The following is a 350-nucleotide window of genomic DNA, read 5'->3' as shown; positions in this document are numbered from 1 at the left end:
TTCGGCTCAATGAATTCTGATTTCGATTTAAAGACTCGGAAGAATCTCTAAAACGTTTGTTACATATTGCTATGAACACTCATCGTTACATTGATAATAATTTTGATTGCTTCACTCTTTACGAGAAAGAATGAGCAATTTCGATTAACTCAACACCTGTGAGTGTCCACACAGATTTCTTGTTTGATTTGTTAAAGAGCGTTGCTAATTATGCAAGAAATAATCTTTCATATCAGCAGCCATTTGACGCTAGGTCGTTGGCTTAGGGATGCGTATTCTACACTTCCCGTTGTTGGCGTCAAGTCATTTTTAACGTTAATTTAAAATGCTTTTCAACCGGTTAATTATGA

It is taken from the genome of Shewanella sp. 10N.286.52.B9 (genome assembly GCF_002873635.1).
Classification (GTDB): domain Bacteria; phylum Pseudomonadota; class Gammaproteobacteria; order Enterobacterales; family Shewanellaceae; genus Shewanella.
The sequence above is the reverse complement of the archived record's forward strand: the minus strand, read 5'-3'. Positions refer to the sequence as shown.